This window comes from Microbulbifer sp. ABF4_148, assembly GCF_056158985.1.
Window position 1 is genome coordinate 2,040,884 of record NZ_JBSWUI010000001.1, and the last position, 17,026, is coordinate 2,057,909.

Genomic DNA, 17,026 nt, shown 5'->3' on the forward strand with positions numbered 1-17,026 from the left:
TGTGCGCTAACCCGAGGTATGACATGGAGTGTCAGGCGGAGAAAACGGCAGCGTCTTCTCGGTTGTCGCTGCTGTTTGTTCTAAATGACGTCAGTCGTGACAGCGTTCTTTGCCCGGCAAAGATTGGGTCAGGGGGCAGGAAGAGTGCGCCGGCGCTGTGCTGTGTGGTTTACAGCGCCGGCATGAGATTCAGTCCTCCTGGTTTTCCTGCCATTGGGGGAAGGGATCGCTCAGGCTGGTCCAGTATTCCTTCCCTCTCAGCACCTCTTCCTCGGAAAGCAGACAGTTGTCCAGCGCGCTGGTCATCGCCTGCTGGTCCAGCCCCTGACCAATGAATACCAGTTCCTGGCGCATATCCCCAAAGGGCTCCACCCAGTTTTCCATAATGGTTTCCAGGTAGCCTTCATCGGTGGGCCAGTTAGCCTTGGGGACGGCTTTCCAGAACATGCCGGCAAAGCCGTAGTGCGCGATGCCTCCGGCCTGGCTCCACTGGCCGGCAAACTGGGGGCGGGTGGCCAGCCAGAAATAGCCTTTGGAGCGGATCAGCTTGCCGTATTGTTCGGTATTGTGGAGGAAGTGGAAGAACTTCTCCGGGTTGAAGGGGCGGCGGGCCACATAGGTGAAGCTGCCAATGCCGTACTCTTCCGTCTCGGGCACGTGCTCGCCGCGCATTTCCTGTAGCCAGCCCGGGGCCTGTTGTGCCTGTTCAAAATTGAACAGGCCGGTGTTCAGTACGTCGTCGACATCCACCTTGCCGTTGGCGATGGGGATGATTCTGGCGCGTGTGTTGAGGGTCTTGAGGATTGCCTGCAACCGCGCCAGATCGGACTGCTCGATCAGATCCGTCTTGCTGATGAGCAGTACATCGGCAAACTCAATCTGATCCACCAGCAGGTCGGCTACGCTGCGCTCATCGTCTTCACCGAGGGACTCACCGGTTTCCTGCAGGTACTTGGCCTCTTCATAGTCCTTCAGGAAGTTCACCGCGTCGACCACGGTGACCATGGTATCCAGCTCGGCGACATCGGAGAGCGAGACACCGTCTTCGTCGGCAAAGGTAAAGGTCTCGGCCACCGGCAACGGCTCTGAGATGCCGGTAGATTCGATTACCAGATAGTCAAAGCGGCCCTCTTTGGCCAGCTTGTTGATCTCCAGCAGCAGGTCTTCCCGCAGGGTGCAGCAGATACAGCCGTTGCTCATTTCCACCAGCTTCTCTTCCTGGTGGCTCAGCGAGACCTCATTCTGCACCGTGGCCGCGTCGATATTGATTTCACTCATATCATTCACGATCACCGCCACCTTCTTGCCCTGACGGTTATTCAGGATGTGGCTGAGCACCGTGGTTTTGCCGGCGCCTAGGAATCCGGACAGGACGGTTACGGGTAAACGATTCATACGGGTTGCTCTGGTTCAGGCTGGAGAAGAGGGTTATGGGTATAAATGATATAACATATCATATTTGGCGCAAGTGCTTCTTCCAACTGAAAATGCTGATTCTCGGAAGGGTGGTCCACATTGAGGAGTGTTTCGCCTGGGTCCCTAGACTCCACCCGTTCAACAGGCTCGCTTGAGGTATCGCCGGTAGTGGACCCAGGCCAACTCACAGAGGGAAGGCCGAACTGATACGGGACTTATGAATTCGAGAGCCAATGTCATGTGCTGCACAACGTCTCATGACATAGAGTGTTAATTTGACTTGGATGGGGCTTGGGATTGGGTGATAGCTCGCCGCTCATTCTCTGGAGGTTATAGGTCGTAGCTCCCCTACAATCCTATTCATTTCAGGTTTCTAGTTTTCGTTGAGCCCATATTCGCTTCGAGTTAACAGTACTTCTTTCCAATAGCTTTCCCTTTGGATTATGTACTGTTCGCTATCACGAGATGAAGCTTGCTCTAAAAGGGATATTTGGAAGTTGTCCCGTGCGTATTTCTTGGCGTCCTTTTGGCCGGATAGAAGCTTTTTAAGTAGCTTGTTTCCCCCATGGCCTCCAGTAGCGAAGTATCTTGCCCACCTGGAATATATACTGTCTTCCCCATAGGCTGACCCTACGTAGCGGAGGCCAGTTGACTTATCGGTGATTAAATAGACACCTTGGCAGTGTGACAGGGCAGCGGACCAATCTGGTTTGGCGTCAGCCCAAAGCTTTTCCAGATCGGCGTAGCTGTGGTTGATATTCTGATGGCCAGGGAAATCTTCCCCAGCATACACCTCGGGTAAGATTTCAGACACGCTTATATAATCAAGCATGCCCTCTGGCTTCCTATGCTTCGATCGAGCATCTTTTTCCCACTTGATAACCAGCCGTCCAATCAATGCGCGTACAATATCACATAGGCCAACTCTATAAATCACGCCCTCTCTTCCATCCTTGCTTTGGCCTTTGCGAAATGAAAGAACGTTAAATATCCCACCGAATAACCATAAGTTAGGTTGGTTTGGAAGCTCAATAATCGAGAAATTATGAGGGCGATTCCAGCAGTGATTACTTTGAAAATTCCCGTTCCAGTTGTTTTGCCACTGATCAAAACTTCGTGTGAAAACGTCGATAGGTCGATTATTTGGAGATCTTTGTGCGGCATGGATTTTTTCTGTATCCCAGTCTAAATCTTGAAAGAGAGTCGATACTGGAATAAGGCCATTCAATGGAAGTGCTCACTAAAATTTACGGTCATTTCTGGCGTTCATTACGATAATTGTTTGAAATATTTATTCGGATTTAAATGTGATCTAAATGATCCTAAGCCACTTTTTTCTGGTGTATTCAAGTAGTGAGCTGATAACAATGCATTCAATGATCGCTACCAATCCAAGAGTAGCGAGATAAATAATCTGGCTAAGTTGGTCTTTTTGATATTCGAATAAGAGCCAGATTATAACAAGCGCTAATAGTGTGCCGCCAGTTATGCGAAGAAGGCTGTGAAGAGAGGATGCTACTTCAAACAGCAGTTGAGAGAGGAATGAATGACTCCGCTCGATCTTCTCGGAATTGAAAATAAAGCGCCAATCTAAGTATGCCACAGGGAAAAAGATGAATGCGCCCGCCATGCTATAGAAGAGGATCCAGCTATGGGTAAACATGCCTTTAATGATGTCGTTTAGTAGCTCTGGACCACCACATAAATACGACAGCCCGATGGGAAAAACGGAAAGTACAAAAATCGTGGAAAGTTCCTGCTTTATTTTCATGATTGTAAGTTCTTGTCTAGGTTATTTTCCGAAGAAGTACCTTTTGGAACAAGTCGAATATTCCCTGCTATAAGATCAATAAAATATACGCTCAAGTAATAGACAATGTTTGGATACTCTGAATTTCTAAATTCAAGAAGCAGTCTCAGTCTCAGCATTTCTGGTTTTTTTGGCCCGTCTGCTATCTCTCACCATGTAAGACTTGTCTTGATTACGTTTCAATTCGAACAAATCTATGGCCCGAAATAAGCTGCTCAAGTTTTTGAAACCATAATTTCGACAGTCGAAAGACGCCCTGTTGGAGATATTAGAGCCGACAGGTCCAAGCGCAGCCCATCCATCATCGTCTTCGGTGGCTTCGATAGCTTGTCGCAGCAGGGTGATTAGCTTTGTATCTGACTTGAAATTTTTACGTTTTTCACCATTTTTCTTCTCAACGGTATCTGCTTGGTCGAGGAAGAGAAATTTAGAACAGGCGTTTACGAAGGGCGGTGGCGTTTTACGCTCGCCGAACCCAAGTACTACTTTGCCATCTGCCAGCGCTCTGGTCACCATCGGAGTAAAGTCACAGTCCGAGGATATGAAGCACATTACATCGATGTCCTTGGTGTACATCACATCCATCGCATCGATCACCAGGGCGATATCGGAGGCATTCTTGCCCTTGGTTAGATCATATTGCTGCACCGGCTGGATGGCGTGCTCGTGTAGTAGTTCCTCCCAGGACTTGAGAGTCGGTGCCTTCCAGTTGCCATAGGCCTTGCGGATGGTGACCACGCCGTATTTGGCGACCTCACTCAGCACATCCTCGAATTTGCCGGCAGGCGCATTGTCCGCATCAATAAAAAGGGCAATCTTCTGCTTTATTTCGTCCATTATGATTCCATGGGTTTAGCGAGTTCGGTGGAGCTGTGCGCGAATTCTCCCGATCGTGCCCGGAGTGGGTTCAAGCCTCTCCATTAGTCCTGGTAATGATCTCGGGCACCAAATCAGCCGGAAGCAGTGACTTGGACAAGTACTGCCGGCCGCCAGATTTAGCCACCAGAATCAGTCCCAGATCGGTTTCAATGACGCGCTCAATATCAGGCCACGATAGCGCTGTTTGCGTATGGGCGCTCTGGGTCCGGATACCGTCATCATCGACAGTTAGATTCACTTCGCCGCCGGCGCCCTTGCCCCACATCTGCCGTGCTAACCACCAGGCGCGCCGGTATCGAATATGCAGCAGCTCCAGAACCGCTAAAGCGATCAACATATAGCCGGCGACCCTGGGCTGCTCAGTGAACGACAGTAAGCCTGCACCGGCAGCAAACAATAAAAGCGGGAACAGGTAGTTGGGCTTGGCACCTTTACCGTAGGGTAAGGACTGGTCGAAACACTCGGTAAGGTACTCGCGGGATAGCGTAAATTGGGTACTAAACGGTTGCACGGGAGCCACGGGTTGGTTTTGGGTTGCTTGTCATCCGTGAAGTTATACCTTGCCGAAAGGATTGTATAAAGGTGTTTTGGGTTTTCTCCAGCTCAGGCGGGCTGCTCCTTGGCGCTCACTCGGCTCTGGGAGCCTTAATACTGAACGGCGAGCTCTCCTATGGCTCCTGTTGGCCCGGCCCTCGGTGAGATCGAGGGGCTTGAGGGCGGAAGATCCATTCAAGTGCACTGCAATATTGATGCGGGTACGGATATCCACCTAAAGATAGTAGCTCAGGCATACTGTCTCCCTTCGGCAGATGACTCTGATGGTCCTTTCCAGCAGCGGCTTCTGCAGGTTGCCCGCATCGATTAAAACGATGATTTTCTTGTGTTTATCGAGATCTTTCACTGACCTTCTTGCTCTTATTGTTGCCGGCGCTCAATCAGCAGCGGCGGCCAGATGATGCCTTGCGCGCCGAAACTTTACTCTGACCCCAATTATTTCAAGTCGCTACCCTAGAAGTACTAATTTCTCACTAAGTGTCTTCCGGATTTATATTTCTTGGGTGGCGTGAGCGGATCTGCCTATTTACGAAAATTCCCTACTTGGGCGTCTCCTCAATAGATAGAAGGAAATACCTCAATTTCTTTTCGAAACTATCTTTTGGTTCATCTAGGAAAAATTTCTTACAAGATTCAAATTTTACTCCATACTTAGCTTCTAAGTATTCTTCCAAATTCCATGCATTTCTGTCGGTAATGAAGATTATTCTCTCGTTAGGAAGCTTGGATGATGCTTGCTCTAACTCCCATTTCATGTTCTCTGTCGGCGGACTGCTCCAGTGAAGTACAACTAGATCTGCGGGTTCGAGCAGGCTATTTACAACTTCTTTCCAATTGTTATCTGTTGCTGGATGAGCATCTCTAACCTCGCTTAAAATTTCAGCTGAATTTCCCTGAAAGCCTGAATCGGCAAATTCTAATGAGGGGTTATGAAGGATAGAGATTTGGCCAAAAGCTCCGAGAGTTGGTAAGACGGTAGATTTGTGCTCCTCATCAACTTTTAGTGTAGAGTTTAGTATATAAGAGTCTTGAAATCTCCTGAATACTACAATTCTAAAGCTTCTATCTGCGATATACTTTAGGAGTTGGATGATGCATATGTTTACGACATAGAACCAAGTATATGTAACAAGGTTTGCCAAAATAAAGTAGCCAAAGATGAGCTTCCAAGGTGGGTTGCTTGATGGGGCGAGGTGATTGAAGGCCTCGGGGAGGTAAATGGCATAGACTACAGGTATGGATATAAACCAAATCATGAAGTGATTTGTCAATATCTTACTCAAAGTTTTGTTCTTGGGTGCGTTCAGATATTCTTTACTTCTAGTGGGTGGATTTTTAAGTCTATGCTTTCTTAAACGTGCCGCTGTAATAGATGCCAACCCTATATAAACTACTAGCAATGAAATTAGTGCTGGTGTGCCGTAAGGGTGACTTATGAAGCTGGCAGTGCCCAGGATCGTTACAATAGAATAAGTTGGAATCGATAGGTTTTTGTCGATATAAATATCGTAAGATATTTTGGCGAAGATTGATGTGGCGGAAACAAAAAAATTATCCATCATTATCTCTTTCCAGTTTTTAAGTGATTTTTTATATTTATTTTCGTTTTTTATTCGGTCTTTTATCGTTGGCTAGTGGGGAATTAGTCCCGGTACGTCGAGTGGAAGCTGTATAGTGCTCCGTCGCGAAAATTCTTTGGTTTACATTAAGTTGTCACTTTAGTTGTTTTTTACTGAGTTAGTTTTTTTAAATTTTATTTAATTTTAATTGACTGCGTGAGTTAGATGCTTCTCTCAATCTTTGCGATCCATTGGGTGTGTTCTCTGGAAAATGCATTTTCAGTATCTCGAACAAAATCAGAAAAGTTGGTGTCATTGTCTGATTCATGTATCTGTCCTGCAATAATTCCAATTTCGTGTGCGGTTAGTGCATATGCAGCAGAGAGTTCTTTGTAGCGTTTCAGTTGTATCCATGTGGTCACTCCTGCTGCTGAAACTAGGAGTACATCTGTAGGCCAGTATGCCCAATTTGTGAACTCGATTTTAAGCAATACGCAGGTTACGGCTAAGGCTTGTAAGGTTATGAGTAAAAAAAATAGTTGCCTATTCTTTCTCCTAAATCTTTCTGATTTTTTGGAATACCAGGATCGTTGTTCGGAAATACGATTTTCAGCGTAAAAATTTTTCCGTTCCTTAAGAGATGATTCTCTAATTTTTGACATGAATTCTGTAATTTGATCGTGAGTGCAGTCTTGGCCGCTTAAAAAATCTCCTATTTGGTTGTTGGATTGGAGTATTTCTTTTAGTAGACGCCGAAAATCCTGGTTTGCAATCCGAATAGACTGTGAGTCCAAAAAGGGGTCAGCTTTCATCATATACCTCCAAGTCGCGGTTTTAACTGATTCTGCGACGGCACGAGCGCTGTACCAAGATCGCTCGAAAGCGAGTACGGCGATTAAGATTGAAACTCCTAGAGCGATTAAGAACACTAAGGCGTTAACTAAAGAGTATGTTGTGCTTGGTTCTGGGTTGATCGTAAGTGCTGCGCCTATTATGAGGGTCAATATGTGAAGCCGGGTTATTAATAGATAGGAGCTTTGCGCCTCTATCGAGGCGCTATCTGCCGATCGATAGAGGCTAGGATAATCATTCTTTTCCACTGTCGATAGGTCTCATTTTGTGGCTAGTGCTTGTAGGCGTTGTTCGCTCCATGGGTGGACCTTTATCCTGTGTTTTAATAGACAAGTCGGTATTTTTCCACTCGAGCCATTTAGTCGAATAGCATGAACTGGTTTTCCTTTGGCTAGAGTCATTTCCGCTTCGAGAGGTACCCAATAGCTTTTCCAGGTATTATTTCCGACAAAGACTATTGTTCTAGAGGTGCCAAAAATTTTCTTTGAAATTGCTTGCTTGATAACTGCGCTATCATCTGTTTCCCATCGTTTCAGGAGATCATGTACCCTGAAATTCAATGGGGAGTATCTTGAATTTATAGCGCGGCCCTTAATTGTGAGGACTAGACCACGATCATCTTCTTTAAAGCTAAAAAAAGCTACATTTGGCATCTAGTAGTATTCCTTTCTTGCCTGTTCGGACATCCGTATTTTTATCACAATAAAAAAAGCGGGCATTACGCCCGCTTAATTACTTCTCTTCCTGTGAGCGACTACTTCTTGTAGTTGTTCCTTAACTACAGCTTGGTTGTTTAGTGGTTTACCACTGCAGGGCGCCACCTGTCTGGTATTCGATGACGCGCGTTTCGAAGAAGTTCTTCTCTTTGCGCAGGTCCATGATTTCGGACATCCAGGGGAAGGGGTTCTGTGCACCCGGGAACTGCTCTTTGAGGCCCAGCTGGCTCAGGCGGCGGTTCGCGATGAAGTGCAGGTACTCTTCCATCATGTTGGCATTCATGCCCAGTACGCCGCGGGGCATGGTGTCGCGGGCGTAGGCCACTTCGAGTTCCATACCTTCCAGGATCATCTGGGTCACTTCCTGCTGGAATGCTTCGGTCCACAGGTGCGGGTTTTCCAGCTTGATCTGGTTGATCACGTCGATGCCGAAGTTCAGGTGCATGGACTCGTCACGCAGGATGTACTGGAACTGCTCGGCAACGCCGGTCATCTTGTTGCGGCGGCCCATGGACAGGATCTGGGTAAAGCCACAGTAGAAGAAGATACCTTCGGTCACGGCGTAGAAGGCGATCAGGTTGCGCAGCAGTTCCTGGTCGGCTTCCGGGGTGCCGGTCTTGAAGTCCGGGTCGCTGATAGAGCCGGTGTGCGCGAGGCTCCAGGCGGCCTTCTTGGCAACACTCGGGACTTCGCGGTACATGTTGAACACTTCACCTTCGTCCATACCCAGGGACTCTACGCAGTACTGGTAGGCGTGGGTGTGGATGGCTTCCTCGAAGGACTGGCGCAGGATGTACTGGCGGCACTCCGGGTTGGTGATGTGGCGGTAGATGGCCAGTACCAGGTTGTTCGCCACCAGGGAGTCTGCGGTGGAGAAGTAGCCCAGGGAGTATTCCACGATGCGACGCTCGTCCTCGGTCAGACCCTCGGGGTCTTTCCACATGGACACGTCTTTGTTCATGTTGACTTCCTGCGGCATCCAGTGGTTGGCACAGCCGTCGAGGTATTTCTGCCAGGCCCAGTCGTACTTGAACGGTACCAGCTGGTTGAGGTCTGCACGGCAGTTGATGATGCGCTTTTCGTCTACCTGGATACGGGCAGCGCCCATGTCCAGTTCCTCGAGGCCCGGAGCGGGGTCGAGGTTGGTAACGGCGGCCCGGGCAGCGGCTACGGCATCAGATGCCGCCGCAGCTGGAGATTGTTGGGCCGCAGGCGACGCCGGCGCACTTTCAGGAGCACCGTAGTTGGTAGCAGGTTCGGAAACCCCTGATTGCGCAGCCGGCGCCGGTTGCGGTTCGGTAGCCTCAGGCTTTGCATTGAAAGCCTTCTTGGATTCTTGTGACGGTTGTTCGAATTCGTCCCAGCTCAGCATATTGTGACCTTTTACTCCGCCTTTGTGTTTCTTGTTGGTGTTCTTTTGGCGACTGTGTGTGTTCGCGTTTGGTATTGGTTTTGTGTTGGCTGTCGCATGCGACGGTTCAACACGCTCTCTTTATTGCCCGTTCAGTGTCGCTTGACCAGTGTCGCCTATAAAGACGCTGCAGTTACTGCGCCAGATCAAGTGGCAAGGTGCTTGTGACTTCTCAAGCGGCCATTTAAGTAGCCTTTTCATCGGCTTCTTTTATCGGCCTTGCCTTGTCGGTTTACTGCAACCGGTTTTTCACCGGTTGGGGCAGGGGGTGAGTGCGCACCCGAGCCCCGGTCCGTTTTGTTTTTTGCCTCACACGCCTGTGAATCATCACAAGGTGTGCGGTGGACCGGGGTCGGTGCGGATGGTCTTGGCTGCTTTTACAGTTACGACACTCTCCCCCGAGAGACTTTTGAAATCTGCCGAGCGTGCGCCTTGCGGCGTCCGCTCGCTACGATTTCACTAACTCTTTACTGACTACTTCGTATTGCGTGCTTATTACTGACACGCTTCGCAATCCGGATCGTCCAGGGAGCAGGCCTGGGGCACCGGTGCGGCTTGCGGTTCGGCAGCGGGTGCAGCAGCCGGGGCTGCGGCGGCACCGTTGCCTGCGCCATTTGCGCTTACCGCGTTCAGGTTGCCAGTGTTCACGGTGGATTTCTCCGTGCTGGTGGCAGCCAGTGCGCGCAAGTAGTAAGTGGTCTTCAGGCCGCGGTACCACGCCATACGGTAGGTGAGGTCCAGCTTGCGGCCGTCGGCGCCGGCAATGTACAGGTTCAGGGACTGGGCCTGGTCGATCCATTTCTGGCGACGGCTGGCGGCGTCCACAATCCAGCGCGGTTCCACCTCAAACGCGGTGGCGTACTTGGCTTTCAGGTCTTCCGGGATACGGTCGATCTTCTGTACAGAGCCTTCGTAGTATTTCAGGTCGTTGACCATCACCTTGTCCCACAGGCCGCGATCCTTCAGGTCGTGGACCATGTACGGGTTCACCACGGTGAACTCGCCGGACAGGTTCGATTTCACGTACAGGTTCTGGTACGTGGGCTCGATGGACTGGGAAACACCGGTGATGTTGGCAATGGTCGCAGTCGGTGCGATTGCCATCACGTTGGAGTTACGCATGCCCTGGGTCTTCACCTTGCTGCGCAAGCTGTCCCAGTCGAGGGTGCTGCTGGTGTCCTGCTCGATAAACTGCTGGCCGCGGTTTTCGGCAAGACGCTGGATGGAATCCAGCGGCAGGATGCCCTGGCTCCACAGGGAGCCTTCGTAGCTCTGGTATTTGCCACGCTCGGCTGCCAGGTCAGCAGAAGCAGAGATGGCTTCGTAGCTGATCGCTTCCATGGTGATGTCGGCAAACTGCAGTGCTTCGTCACTGGCGTAGGAGATACCGGCCTTGTACAGCGCATCCTGGAAGCCCATCAGGCCCAGGCCCACCGGGCGGTGACGCATGTTGGACTGGCGCGCGGTATCGACGGAGTAGTAGTTAATATCGATCACGTTATCGAGCATGCGCACAGCAGTTTCTACGGTGCCGGACAGCTTGGCGCGGTCGAGCTGGCCGTCTTCACCAATGTGCTGCGCCAAGTTGACGGAGCCCAGGTTACATACGGCAATCTCTTCATCGGCCTTGGTGTTCAGGGTGATCTCGGTGCACAGGTTGGAGCTGTGTACTACACCGGCGTGTTGCTGCGGGCTGCGCAGGTTACACGCGTCCTTGAAGGTGATCCACGGATGGCCGGTTTCAAACAGCATGCCCAGCATCTTGCGCCACAGGTCTACCGCACGCACTTTCTTGTGCAGCTTCAGCTTGCCTTCGGCAGCCAGCTGTTCGTAGTGGTTGTAACGCTCTTCAAACGCGGTGCCGAACAGGTCGTGCAGGTCCGGGCAATCGGCCGGGGAGAACAGGGTCCACTCCTGGTCTTCGAACACGCGCTTCATGAACAGGTCCGGTACCCAGTTGGCGGTGTTCATGTCATGGGTACGACGGCGGTCGTCACCGGTGTTCTTGCGCAGCTCGAGGAATTCCTCGATATCCAGGTGCCAGGTTTCGAGGTACGCACACACGGCGCCCTTACGCTTGCCACCCTGGTTACGGCAACGGCGGTGTCGTTGGCCACTTTCAGGAAGGGCACAACACCCTGGGATTTGCCGTTGGTGCCCTTGATGTAAGAGCCCAGCGAGCGCACCGGGGTCCAGTCGTTACCCAGGCCACCGGCCCACTTGGACAGCATGGCGTTGTCCTGGATTGCACCGTAAATGCCGTGCAGGTCGTCCGGTACCGTGGTCAGGTAGCAGGAGGACAGCTGCGGGCGCAGGGTGCCGGCATTGAACAGAGTCGGGGTGGAGCTCATGTAGTCGAAGGAGCTCAGCAGGTTGTAGAACTCGATCGCACGGGCATCCGGGTCGTCTTCGTTGATGGCGAGGCCCATGGCCACACGCATAAAGAAGATCTGCGGCAGTTCGAAACGGATTTCATCACTGTGGATGAAGTAACGGTCGTACAGGGTCTGCAGGCCGAGGTAAGTGAACTGGTGATCACACTCCGGCTTGATGGCCGCGCCCAGGCGGGCAAGGTCAAAGGTAGCCAGGGCCGGGTCGAGCAGTTCCAGCTCGATACCCTTGGCCACGTAGGCTTCCAGGGCCTTCGGGTACAGGGTTTCCATTTCTTTCTGGGTTGCGGTGTCGGCAACCTCGAGGAAACGCAGGGCTTCGGAACGCAGTTTGTCCAGCAGCAGGAAGGCGGTGGCGAAGGTGTAGTTCGGCTCGCGCTCAACCAGGGTACGCGCGGTAATCACCAGCGCGGTGTTGATGTCGATCTCGGAAACACCGTCGTACAGGTTCTTCAGCGCTTCGTCGAGGATGATGTCGCCGTCTACATCGGTGAGGCCTTCACAGGCTTCCGCAACGATGGTGCGCAGGCGCTCCATATCCAGCGGGACCAGGGTGCCGTCTTCGCGTTTGACGCGAATGCTCGGGTGCGCGTCGGCAACCGGGGCAGCTTCGGCCTGCTGTTCTTTCTCAGCACGCAGACGCGCGTGCTCTTCGCGGTACAGAACGTAGTCGCGGGCAATTTTGTGTTCACCGGAACGCATCAGGGCCAGTTCGACCTGGTCCTGGATTTCTTCGATGTGGATGGTGCCACCGGAAGGCATGCGACGGGTAAAGGTAGCGCTGATCTGTGCGACCAGTTCTTCTACTTGCTCGTGTACGCGGCCAGATGCCGCAGCGGTGCCACCTTCAACGGCGAGGAACGCCTTGGTGACAGCGACAGAGATCTTGTTGTCATCGTAAGGTACAACGGTGCCGTTACGCTTGATGACGCGAATCTGGCCCGGTGCAGTTGCTGCGAGTGCGGTACCGCCGTCGGCTTTTTCCCCAATGGTGCCCTGTTTTTCTGCAGGCACAGCCTTAGAGCGCCCTGTCTCTGTGTGCATAAATTCTCCGCAAGTTTTTCACTGTAGTTTTCGCAAATGCCCGGTACAGAAAGTGGGCATGCGTAACGGGTCCGTCGTTTCCCCCACGCCCCCCCAATGGCAAAGTGCCGGGGCAGGGGACAGGCCGTTGTCTGTTTCCAGCTGGCCTGTTGCGGACATTCCGTTCCGCTGGGTACATCTGGTTTGCTCTTGATCGGGTGTGTACCGGATCAATGGCGCCCGCTGCTTTGTTGTGTGTTGTCGCCACTTCTGTGGATGACATCAGCGCAGCCGTGCGCGGCGTCGGAAGCTTTCCGAAGTTGTCCCCATCGGCCCATTCGGGTCTAGGGGGTGTTTACCGGGTAAACCCAACATCTTGGGGTCGCCTCTCGACTGCGCAACAAGATAATGCGGTGAGGGGGGTATTTCAAGGCGGATAACTCTGTGACTAGTTGTGGATAATTTGTGAGTAGGCGGTGGAATTGGGGAGATTTCCGGGCGCCAGCGCCCGTGGTTCCTTGGGGTGGCGATTTGATGTACAGCAGGTTGCGTGGCGCGGAAATTTTAAGAATTTTTTTTAATAGTGAAGAGGGGGCAAATTAACCTTGGCAATAACCGTTGCGCGCTGTCTAACCTTTAAGCAATTTGGTACGCCAGAGGCGCGAAAAGCGCGGAGTGATCTTTTTTTAACCGGACGTTGATTAGCATGCCAGCTGGTGGTTTTTTGCTCAGCATTCTTCACTCTTCCAGGCTGCTCGGACAGACTCACTGGTGCTGTAATGGGCCGTTATTGCGTTTACGCCGGTCCTGATTGATGCTGTGGTGCCGGGGGTCAGTCCCCGGAGTCGCCGTGCATCGATATTGTCCGGGCTGTGTGACGGGCAGATGATAACAATAACGCCAAAGCACAGAGAGGGTTCGAAAATGCAGACCCAAATGCAGGGCAGTACCCAAACCTCCGCCACCACCGCCATTCCCTCACCTGATGTAGTCAATGCGCCCGAGGCCGCTGCAGACAGCCAGCTGCAAACGCGTGCCGGGCGGCTGGCTTCGGTCGACTTTGCCCGGGGGCTGGTGATGGTAGTGATGGCACTGGACCATGTGCGGGACTATCTGACGTCCGCGCGCTTTGCCCCGGAAGACCTGAGTGAGAGTTCGCCTGCTTACTTTTTCACCCGCTGGATCACGCACTTCTGCGCGCCCTTGTTTGTGCTGCTCGCTGGCATGAGCGCCGGCTTTATGCGTGCAAGTCGATCGCCAAAGGAACTCAGTGTCTTTCTGTTTACTCGCGGGCTGTGGTTGATTTTTATTGAGCAGACGGTGATGTCGTTCGGCTGGGCGTTCGTTCAGCCGCAGGGATACGCTTTGGTGCTCACCACGCTGTCGATGATCGGCTTTTGCATGATTACGATGGCGGCCTTCGTTCATATGCGAAAGTCCTATCTTCTGTTGATGTGCCTGTTGCTGATCGCGGGACACAACCTGCTTGATGGGCGCTTCCCTGTATCTCCGGGAGCGGTGCCTCCGCCCTGGTATGCCTTGCATGAGCCCGGCTTCACCCTGTTGGGCGGTGTACCGATGATGGTGGTTTATCCTGTTTTGCCGTGGCTGGCGGTGATGCCCCTCGGTTATCTGCTCGCGGATCTCTACCGTGCGCCGGGTGACTACCGCCGGCGCCTGCTGTTGACGTGGGGCGGGTGTGCCATCGCTGCCTTCCTGGTTTTGCGTGGGCTCAACGGCTACGGGGATCCAAAGCCCTGGGCTGAACAGGAAACTCTGGGCCTGACCCTCTCCTCATTCTTTAATGTGGAAAAGTACCCACCCTCTCTGCTCTTTCTATTGATGACCCTGGGGCCGGGGCTGGTTCTTCTGGCGTGGTCTGAGCGCATCCGGGGTCCCATCGTTGAGATCGTGAATACCTTCGGTCGGGTACCTTTTGCGTTCTATATTTTGCACATCTATGTCGCTCACCTACTGGCGCTTCTGGTCGCACAGTGGCAGGGGCTTGGCTGGCAGGCCACGATCGGAGGATGGTGGACGTTTCCACAGGGGTACGGATTGCCCTTGCCCGCGGTCTACCTGATCTGGCTGGGTGTGCTCGTAGCTCTGTACCCATTCTGCTACTGGCTGGCGGCGGTCAAGGCACGACGCAAGGACTGGTGGCTGAGCTATCTGTGATGGAAGGCAAAGTCAGGTCCCGGCGTTGGCCGGGACCTGACATCGAACTGCAAGTATGCGTTGGGCAGTGACGGGTTAACTGCAGGGGTTAATTGCTTTGCTCCTGCAGGAACTCCATTAGCGCTTTCTGGGCGTGCAGGCGGTTTTCCGCTTCGTCCCACACCACAGAGATTTTTTCGTCTTCGAGCAATTCACCGCTCACTTCTTCGCCACGGTGTGCCGGCAGGCAGTGCATAAAGATGGCATCGCTGTTGGCCTGGCTCATCAACTCGTGATCCACCAGATAGCCCTCGAAGGCGCGCAGGCGTTCGGTCTGTTCGGTCTCCTGGCCCATGGAAGCCCACACATCTGTCGCCACCCAGTCGGCGCCGCGCACGGCTTCGGCTGGGGTGCGTACGACGGTGACACGGTCACGGGCCTTTTCCAGAATGGCGGCATCCGGGTCGTAGCCCTCGGGGCAGGCGATGCGCAGTTCAAAGTCGCACTGCAGCGCAGCATTAATGTAGGAGTGACACATATTGTTGCCGTCTCCGACCCAGGCCACGGTTTTGCCTTCGGGGCTGCCACGGTGCTCCACATACGTCTGGATATCCGCCAGCAGCTGGCAGGGGTGGTAGCTGTCTGACAGCGCATTGATCACCGGTACCCGGGAATAGGCCGCAAAGCGCTCCAGCACGTTGTGGCCAAAGGTACGGATCATCACCATATCGACCATGCGCGAGATGACCCGTGCACTGTCTTCAATCGGCTCGCCGCGGCCGAGCTGGGTATCGCGCGGGGACAGGAACAGGGCGCTGCCGCCCATCTGTGCCATACCGGCCTCGAAGGAAACGCGGGTGCGGGTAGAGGACTTTTCGAAAATCATCCCCAGCACCTTGTCGCGGAAGGGCTCGGTGGCGATGCCCTGTTCGCGCAGTGCTTTCAGCTCGATTGCGCGCTCGATAACACCGCGCAGTTCTTCCTTGCTCAGGTCCAGCAGGGTGAGAAAGTGTCTGGTAGCCATCTTGTACTCCTTATAGAAAGTCTGGCGTATCGCAATCAGGCGGCTTGCCGCACGAATTGTTGAATCAGGTCGCTGACGGTATCGATCAGCATGGCGCACTCTGCATCGCTGGTGGTCAGCGGGGGCAGCAGTCGCACCACATTGCCCGCGGTGACGTTGATCAGCAAGTCACGGGCGCGCGCCTGTTCTACCAGTTCTGCACAGGGGCGGTCCAGTTCGATGCCAACCATCAGGCCGCATACGCGGATCTCTTTTACTGCGCTGTCGCTCCCCAGTGCCTGGGTGAAGCCCTGCAGGAAGGCCTGGCCCAGAGATTCTGCGCGGGCCAGCAGGCCGTCGTTTTCCAGGGTATCGAGTACCGCGACCCCAGCGCGACACGCGAGCGGGTTACCGCCAAATGTGGAACCGTGGCTGCCGGCACCAAACAGGCTGGCGGCTTTGCCGCGTGCCAGGCAGGCGCCGATGGGCACGCCGTTGCCGAGCCCTTTGGCGGTGGTGACCACGTCCGGCAAGATGCCGGCTTGCTGATAGGCAAAGAACTTGCCGGTACGGCCATTTCCGGTCTGGATCTCGTCCAGCATCAGCAGCCAGTCGTGCTGGTCGCACAGGCCGCGCAGCTTTTGCAGGTAGTCTGCCGCCGGCACCCGAATGCCACCTTCGCCCTGCACCGGCTCCACCAGGATCGCGACAATATCGTCGTGCTGTGCGGCCAGTGCTTCAATCGCGGCGACGTCATTGAAGGGTACGCGCAGGAACCCCTCTGGCAATGGGCCGAAACCTTCCTGTACCTTCTTATTACCGGTTGCCGTCAGGGTGGCGAGGGTACGGCCGTGGAAGGCATTTTCCATGACCACAATGCGCGGGCACTCGAGACCGCGCTCGTGACCGAGGCGACGCGCCAGCTTGATTGCCGCTTCGTTGGCCTCGGCACCGGAATTGGAAAAGAACACATTGTCCATGCCGGAAACCGCCACCAGCTTATCGGCCAGCTGTTCCTGGGGCGGAATGTTGTACAGGTTGGACACGTGCAGCAACGTCTGCGCCTGATCCTGGATCGCCGTGGTCACAGCGGGGTGGCAGTGGCCAAGACCGCAAACGGCAATCCCGGAGATGGCATCGAAATATCGTCGGTCGCTATCGTCCCACACATAGTTGCCTTCGCCCCGGACCAGGGTCAGGGTTCTGTTGCCGTAATTCTGCATCAGTGCGGGGGTAGCCACGTCAGTTCTCCTTT

General features: G+C 53.4%; 12 protein-coding genes and 1 pseudogene. 1 reads left to right on the plus strand and 12 read right to left on the minus strand.

The features are described from left to right. Positions 1-189: 189 nt before the first annotated feature. From zigA to ACXAD0_RS08890, 10 genes and pseudogenes are all read right to left on the minus strand, one after another. Positions 190-1,395 (minus strand): zinc metallochaperone GTPase ZigA, encoded by a 1,206-nt coding sequence (gene zigA / locus ACXAD0_RS08845; RefSeq protein WP_475088013.1) that lies wholly within the window; start codon positions 1,393-1,395, stop codon positions 190-192. A 394-nt stretch (positions 1,396-1,789) separates the two neighbouring features. Next, a complete protein-coding gene (locus ACXAD0_RS08850) occupies positions 1,790-2,644 on the minus strand; it encodes a GIY-YIG nuclease family protein (RefSeq protein WP_475088014.1) in 855 nt (284 codons plus the stop codon). 84 nt (positions 2,645-2,728) lie between these two features. After that, positions 2,729-3,187: a hypothetical protein gene (locus ACXAD0_RS08855; RefSeq protein WP_475088015.1), complete on the minus strand. Its 459-nt coding sequence runs from the start codon at positions 3,185-3,187 to the stop codon at positions 2,729-2,731. 132 nt (positions 3,188-3,319) lie between these two features. Beyond that, a complete protein-coding gene (locus tag ACXAD0_RS08860; protein ID WP_475088017.1) occupies positions 3,320-4,063 on the minus strand; it encodes an NYN domain-containing protein in 744 nt (247 codons plus the stop codon). A 70-nt stretch (positions 4,064-4,133) separates the two neighbouring features. Then, positions 4,134-4,616: a YcxB family protein gene (locus ACXAD0_RS08865; RefSeq protein WP_475088018.1), complete on the minus strand. Its 483-nt coding sequence runs from the start codon at positions 4,614-4,616 to the stop codon at positions 4,134-4,136. Between the two features lie 583 nt (positions 4,617-5,199). Then, positions 5,200-6,222, minus strand: coding sequence for a hypothetical protein (locus tag ACXAD0_RS08870; RefSeq protein ID WP_475088019.1), 1,023 nt, complete (start codon positions 6,220-6,222; stop codon positions 5,200-5,202). A 218-nt stretch (positions 6,223-6,440) separates the two neighbouring features. Then, a complete protein-coding gene (locus tag ACXAD0_RS08875) occupies positions 6,441-7,319 on the minus strand; it encodes a DUF4231 domain-containing protein (RefSeq protein ID WP_475088020.1) in 879 nt (292 codons plus the stop codon). 12 nt (positions 7,320-7,331) lie between these two features. Further along, complete coding sequence (locus tag ACXAD0_RS08880; RefSeq protein WP_475088021.1) at positions 7,332-7,724, minus strand: TIR domain-containing protein; 393 nt, start codon at positions 7,722-7,724, stop codon at positions 7,332-7,334. Positions 7,725-7,872: 148 nt separating this feature from the next. Further along, a complete protein-coding gene (locus ACXAD0_RS08885; RefSeq protein ID WP_475088022.1) occupies positions 7,873-9,159 on the minus strand; it encodes a ribonucleotide-diphosphate reductase subunit beta in 1,287 nt (428 codons plus the stop codon). Between the two features lie 534 nt (positions 9,160-9,693). After that, positions 9,694-12,632, minus strand: a pseudogene (locus ACXAD0_RS08890) (ribonucleoside-diphosphate reductase subunit alpha). A gap of 903 nt (positions 12,633-13,535) precedes the next feature. On the opposite strand from ACXAD0_RS08890, the gene ACXAD0_RS08895 reads away from it, so the two are divergent. Further along, entirely contained in the window at positions 13,536-14,789 is a 1,254-nt protein-coding gene (locus ACXAD0_RS08895; protein ID WP_475088023.1) for an acetyltransferase domain-containing protein, read from the plus strand. A gap of 88 nt (positions 14,790-14,877) precedes the next feature. Here the strand turns inward: ACXAD0_RS08895 and argF are convergent, their stop codons facing one another. Both argF and ACXAD0_RS08905 read right to left on the minus strand, forming a co-directional pair. Continuing rightward, a complete protein-coding gene (gene argF, locus ACXAD0_RS08900; protein ID WP_475088024.1) occupies positions 14,878-15,792 on the minus strand; it encodes an ornithine carbamoyltransferase in 915 nt (304 codons plus the stop codon). Positions 15,793-15,827: 35 nt separating this feature from the next. Next, entirely contained in the window at positions 15,828-17,012 is a 1,185-nt protein-coding gene (locus ACXAD0_RS08905; RefSeq protein WP_475088025.1) for an acetylornithine/succinylornithine family transaminase, read from the minus strand. Between the last annotated feature and the right edge of the window lie 14 nt (positions 17,013-17,026).

Coding starts and splice junctions, on each gene's coding strand:
- ACXAD0_RS08870 (WP_475088019.1), bottom strand. CDS start 6,222: ATGATGGATAATTTTTTTGTTTCCGCCACATCAATCTTCGCCAAAATA.
- argF (WP_475088024.1), bottom strand. CDS start 15,792: ATGGCTACCAGACACTTTCTCACCCTGCTGGACCTGAGCAAGGAAGAA.
- ACXAD0_RS08895 (WP_475088023.1), top strand. CDS start 13,536: ATGCAGACCCAAATGCAGGGCAGTACCCAAACCTCCGCCACCACCGCC.
- ACXAD0_RS08880 (WP_475088021.1), bottom strand. CDS start 7,724: ATGCCAAATGTAGCTTTTTTTAGCTTTAAAGAAGATGATCGTGGTCTA.
- ACXAD0_RS08855 (WP_475088015.1), bottom strand. CDS start 3,187: ATGAAAATAAAGCAGGAACTTTCCACGATTTTTGTACTTTCCGTTTTT.
- ACXAD0_RS08860 (WP_475088017.1), bottom strand. CDS start 4,063: ATGGACGAAATAAAGCAGAAGATTGCCCTTTTTATTGATGCGGACAAT.
- zigA (WP_475088013.1), bottom strand. CDS start 1,395: ATGAATCGTTTACCCGTAACCGTCCTGTCCGGATTCCTAGGCGCCGGC.
- ACXAD0_RS08885 (WP_475088022.1), bottom strand. CDS start 9,159: ATGCTGAGCTGGGACGAATTCGAACAACCGTCACAAGAATCCAAGAAG.